Source organism: Vallitalea sp., from assembly GCF_025211055.1.
Taxonomy (GTDB): domain Bacteria; phylum Bacillota; class Clostridia; order Lachnospirales; family Vallitaleaceae; genus Vallitalea.
Genome location: NZ_JAOARO010000006.1, coordinates 1 through 4,876 on the forward strand (window position 1 = coordinate 1; position 4,876 = coordinate 4,876).

Here is a 4,876-nt window from a genome sequence, read left to right on the forward strand (position 1 = left end):
ACTCCTCATACAGAATTGAATTAAAAGGAGAAAGTCTGAGAAAAAAACTGTAATATTGTCAGGTCTTCTTATTTCTTGACCAAAAGAAAACAGAGGGGTCAATATAACCGGAATAGGGGGTCAACATCATCGGAATATCCATATAGTTTTTATGATGCTTTTTTTGAACGCTGCTGTAATGGCTCAATAGTTTATTGTACAAACTTTCAAAAACACGCCAGTCTCGTTTTCTGTTCCCGTCACTCATGGTCGATCTAGCCGGAGATTCTTTAATCCCAAATCAGAAATAAATGTTTCGCTAACACCAATATCTGTCGATATATCACTCAATGTATGGCATTTATAAAGCTGTCCGAAAGTCAAAGCAATGAATTGGTCGAAAGTCCTATATTTACTGCACCCTTTATCTGTTTTATAGGTATTGGTGCAGTTATCAAAAATCCACTTAGGTACCAAATCTAAAATTTGTCTTACTACTGGTTTGTTATTATTTTTGTTTCGCCTGAAGAGTCCCATTATTATTTTTATTTTTTCGTCGAAACAAAAATAAGGGATTCTGAGGGCTTTTTAATTTTTCAACTTTCGGATGACTGTGTCATTATTAAAAAAAATAGATTTGCATATGAAATATTTAATTGTACCATTATTAATCGTATTATTACCAATATATTCTTTTGGTCAAAGTAACTATTATGTGACCGATAGTTTAACTATAGTTGGTGTTTCATTAATAGATGGTGGCGATATTGTAAACTCACAGTTGTGTCAGATAGAGAAATATGATAGGGTAGAACAGTTTACTCCTGAAGAGGTTATAGAATATGGTTTTAAAGATGGGCGTGTTTATGTGTCAAAAGAAGTCATGATAAATGGTGTTTTAAAAAGAGTTTTTCTTGAACAGTTAGTTAGAGGAAAAAAATCTTTATACTATTATAGAGGGAAAAAAATAAAGACATTTTTCATACAAAAAGATAGTACATTATTTACTGAAATTACGAAGAATGGATATTCAAAAAAGAATTATTCTGAACAACTTATTAGTTTGACAAAGGATTGTCCTAATGTCTTGAATGCATGTAAACTTACTAGTTATAATAAAAAAACTTTAACTAAACTATTTCAAAGATATAACAAATGTGAGTTTAAGCCCTTCCCTCATATTAAGTTTGGAGTTTTGATAGGTTATGAAATGGTAAAATTGATTCTGACAAAGGAAAAAGTCTACGAAGTTTCCAAGTTAATTCCTTCAGGGAAAGAAGAAAATGAATTAAAATATTTTGATTTTAGATATGATGGAGGATTTTTGTTAGGTATATTTATAGACAAACCTATATCTGCATCTGATTTCTCATTTCATATGGAGCTATTATTTGGCAAACATAATTATTCGTATAATAGAGTTGAAAATGACATAAATTTTGATTTTGTCACTAAATTTACATCTATAAATATCCCCATTCAACTAAGATATGTGTACCCGTCAAATAAGATCCGACCATACGTAAATACAGGTATTGTTGGAATGTATTTAGTTAAAAACAAGTATTCTTTATATAAAGAACTTTTGAATAATAAAATAATAGAGGTAGAGAATGTTGAAACAAAACCTATGATTAGTAATATGCAAATAGGTTATGTAATTGGTGGTGGATTTGAGTACAACCTTAATTATAGAAAATCTATATTTATGGAGCTAAGATATAAGAGTCTGTATAATAATAGAGATTATGAGTTTAGAGGAACCTCTGCTTTTAGTTTACAAATAGGAATAAACTTTTAGTTATATGACGAAATTACTATTGAAATCATCTCAACTTTTCGAAAAAAAAGAAAGGTTGTAGATATTATGTAATCGCAAAAAAAACATAATAAATCGACAACCTTATGTATAATATACTTGACAAAGATACAATATAGAATGAAATACTACCATTTTTAGAGGTTCGTATATAAGTAATTATCTACTGACCTCTAAAGTAATAAATATTGTAGGAAAACCATTAGGTCGTCCTTCTAAGAGAAAAGAACCGTCATCACAAAAGTATTCTAAGAAGAAGGCGGCACAACGTAATTATGTAGAAGGAAAAATAGGTTATGGTCTTAATTGTATAAAGACCAGACTTGAAAACACTCTTTGTCACCAGAGAGGGGTATCAATTTCTTAAGCAGATACCATTTTACGTGGTGATGTTGAACTGTCCGTACCTTGTACCCATATCGAAACTTTATCAGGAAAACCAAATAAGATCAATGTCAGTACGAATCTAAATGCGATCCTGATTAATAGTCCTATAAAGTTTTTATGATGTATTTGGTAGGTTTATTCCTAGAATTTAGTGTAATTCGTAGTTTGAAAATTATTTGCGGATTTAAGAAGTTATGTTAGATATAAATTTAGAGATGAATAAAAATAAGAGATTAATAGGATTTGGATTATTGTTAATTGGGCTATTAACCTTTCAATTATCATTTTCTCAGGATAATTACATTTCGGGATATGTAATTAAGAGTAATGGTAATACATTGTTTGGGTTTGTTAACTATAAAGACAAGGAAGCAAATCCTAAGAATGTTCAGTTTAAAATGCGTATTGATGATGATCCTACTCTCTTAAATATAAATGATATAAATGAGTTTAGTGTTGGTGGTGAGATTTATGTAAAAGGGGTTGTCGAAATTGAAAACTCTTCTATAAAAACTGAAATACTTGAAGAAAATAGCCGAATTAATTTAAAAATTGATACTGTATTTCTTCAAACTCTTTTTAGAGGTGAAAAAAGTTTATTTTTCTACAAAAACCAGTATGGAAGGGAATATTTTTATATTGAACAGAATAATAAATTTGAATTATTAATTTATAAAAGAGGTGATAATAAACGTTTGATAGCTGAGAATAATAGATACCTTAGTCAGTTGAGTTTGTACATGAATGATTGTGAAAAAATTAAATCTAGACTGAGAAATACTACGTACAAAAAAAATAGCTTAATAAGACTTTTTAATGATTATTATTATTATCAGAACTCATCTTTTGATGATTTATTTCAAAAGGAAGAGAGAAAAGTTAAAACAGAAATAGGTATATTATCTGGAGTTTCATTAACCTCGCTAAATTTTACGAGTAAACTCTCTTTTGAGTATTTGTCTGAAGTTGAGTATGATCCATCTGTTGATTTTTCTGCTGGTTTGTTTATTGATGTAATATTGCCAAGAAATCACGGAAGGTGGTCTATTAATAATGAAGTATTGTTTTCAACATATAAGTTTACAGGTAGCTATAAAGAGTATAAGAATGAAAGCAATTATACCAACACAATAACCAAAATATGCTATTCATATATTAGATTTAATAATATGATTCGTTATAAGTATCCTGTTGGTAATACATTTGTATATGTAAATGCAGGGATATCAAATGCATTTGCAGTAGATGAAACAAATTATAAAAGGATAGAATCTAAATTTTACAGCGAAGATAGAGTTGATGAAGATCTTGCTATGAGATATGCTAGGAAATATGAACAGGGCTATATTATTGGCGCAGGAGTTAAGTACAATAAGCTATCCTTAGAAATTAGGTATGAAGGAGCAAATGGAATGTCAGAACATAAGGGACTATCATCTTCAGTAAAAAGATATTTCTTTATTCTTGGTTATAAGTTCTAACTTTTCATAAATACATATTAATAGACTTTTATTCGGATGAGTGAATTTGAAGTTGTATTATATGTGTACAAACTATGATATGGATATGAGCAAACGGGATTGCGCTTTTGCTGCTATTTGTGCTTTAGGTGATAGTGGAGATACGTATTCACAAGAATTTTTGGGACGTCTCTGTACTCTAATATTGGTAATAGTGATAAGGTGTATTATCGCAATCTGATTAATACAGATAGAGGAGTATCTTTAATTAAGAAAGCTTCAGAGAATAATATTTTTGAAGCAATGTATCATATGGGGTTATTATATTATAATGGTATAGTCTTTGATAAAAATTTAGAACTTGCTAAAGAGTACTTTTTAAGATGTAAGAATCATGAATCTTTTGAAGGCAGTTATTGGCAGGATGATATTGAATATTTTATTGAGGGAAAGCAATAATGTTACAAACAATGGATCGACTAAAGATAATAATTCTGTTAGGTGTTTTAATGCTCTCTTCTTGTGAATCAAAGGTTTATTATAAGTACGACTATGTTAGAATGTCTTTATCTTCTAAACACTATTCATCGAGAGTTTTTTTGTCAGAAGAGGATATAAGTAAGTGCAATTATATTGAACTTAGAGGATTAGACTCGTTACACAGTTTGAATATATTCAACTACAATATATGGGATTGCAATAATTCAGATAATAACGCATGTATGGAAGGAGGCTTGGTTTTTAAACAAGATACTAGTTTTTGTGATACGCTTTATATTAATGATGAAATATTAGTAGTGGAGTTTCATGATTTTCAATATAATTTTAATTCCAGAAATGTAACCAGAGATACTGTAATAAGATATAAATTACATGAAGCGGGTTTTTATGGTAATTACGCTATATATTGTTTCGATTATAGATCAAAACTATTTTTGGGTTGGGATTTTTATTTAGGCGATAATATTATAAAGTATACTTGGATTGTAAGCGAGAGTTGTATTGATGCTGAAAAGTTTGATGAGTTCAGCATAGATCATAATTTGCAGTAAAACAACATTGTCTATTATTCCGGGCTAGTCTAAATGTTTAGTTTTCGACTTCCGTTAGTTTTGTATTGTAATTAACGATATTTACTCTATGAAATATGAGACTCCATTTACTGCGTTAACTTTTTCTCGACTATAGGATTAAAGCCTATCGAGCGTATTAAGAACAGTAAATTATTGAG

Annotated in this window: 4 protein-coding genes and 1 pseudogene; 4 read left to right on the forward strand and 1 reads right to left on the reverse strand. The window is 29.3% G+C overall.

Going from position 1 to position 4,876, the window contains the following annotated elements; translation table 11 throughout:
- Nucleotides 1-175 precede the first annotated feature (175 nt).
- Nucleotides 176-516 (reverse strand): annotated as a pseudogene (locus tag N4A55_RS01100) (DUF4372 domain-containing protein); the annotation flags it as partial.
- Between the two features lie 106 nt (nucleotides 517-622).
- Here N4A55_RS01100 and N4A55_RS01105 point away from each other — a divergent pair.
- The 4 genes from N4A55_RS01105 (at nucleotide 623) to N4A55_RS01120 (ending at nucleotide 4,697) form a co-directional block, all read left to right on the forward strand.
- Entirely contained in the window at nucleotides 623-1,780 is a 1,158-nt protein-coding gene (locus tag N4A55_RS01105; RefSeq protein ID WP_293753556.1) for an outer membrane beta-barrel protein, read from the forward strand.
- 599 nt (nucleotides 1,781-2,379) lie between these two features.
- On the forward strand, nucleotides 2,380-3,666 hold the full coding sequence (locus N4A55_RS01110; RefSeq protein WP_293753558.1) for a porin family protein: 1,287 nt from the start codon (nucleotides 2,380-2,382) through the stop codon (nucleotides 3,664-3,666).
- Between the two features lie 201 nt (nucleotides 3,667-3,867).
- Nucleotides 3,868-4,104: a hypothetical protein gene (locus N4A55_RS01115; protein ID WP_293753559.1), complete on the forward strand. Its 237-nt coding sequence runs from the start codon at nucleotides 3,868-3,870 to the stop codon at nucleotides 4,102-4,104.
- The gene (locus tag N4A55_RS01120; protein ID WP_293753560.1) at nucleotides 4,104-4,697 is read left to right on the forward strand and encodes a hypothetical protein; all 594 of its coding nucleotides are present in this window, start codon (nucleotides 4,104-4,106) and stop codon (nucleotides 4,695-4,697) included. The genes N4A55_RS01115 and N4A55_RS01120 overlap by 1 nt, the downstream gene beginning before the upstream one ends.
- Nucleotides 4,698-4,876: the final 179 nt, after the last annotated feature.